This window comes from Sphingomonas sp. CROZ-RG-20F-R02-07, from assembly GCF_022662335.1.
In the GTDB taxonomy this organism is placed as follows: domain Bacteria; phylum Pseudomonadota; class Alphaproteobacteria; order Sphingomonadales; family Sphingomonadaceae; genus Sphingomonas.
In genome coordinates, this window is sequence record NZ_JAKNQJ010000058.1 from 1 (window position 1) to 304 (window position 304).

Annotated in this window: 1 protein-coding gene; it reads left to right on the forward strand. The window is 59.9% G+C overall.

Annotated features, from left to right (window positions below; genetic code table 11):
• The coding region (locus tag L8H00_RS18700; protein ID WP_242098872.1) for a transposase at positions 1-304 on the forward strand (304 nt) is incomplete at both ends.

The following is a 304-nucleotide window of genomic DNA, read 5'->3' on the forward strand; positions in this document are numbered from 1 at the left end:
GCGATGTCTGGGCGGACACTGCCTACCGCAGCCAGGCCAACGAGACGTGGCTGAAGTCGATGGACAGGGTTAGCCGCATCCACCGCAAGAAGCCTAAGGGCAAGCCGATGTCCAGGCGCGCATCCGGTGCCAATGCCAAACGATCTACCGTACGTGCGCGCGTCGAGCACGTGTTCGCCCGTCAGAAGGATCAGATGGGGTTCTTCGTTCGCACCATCGGTATCGCGCGTGCCGAAGCGAAGATTACGCTCGCTAACCTCGTCTACAATATCGACCGTCTGATCTTCCACGAACGACAGTCTCC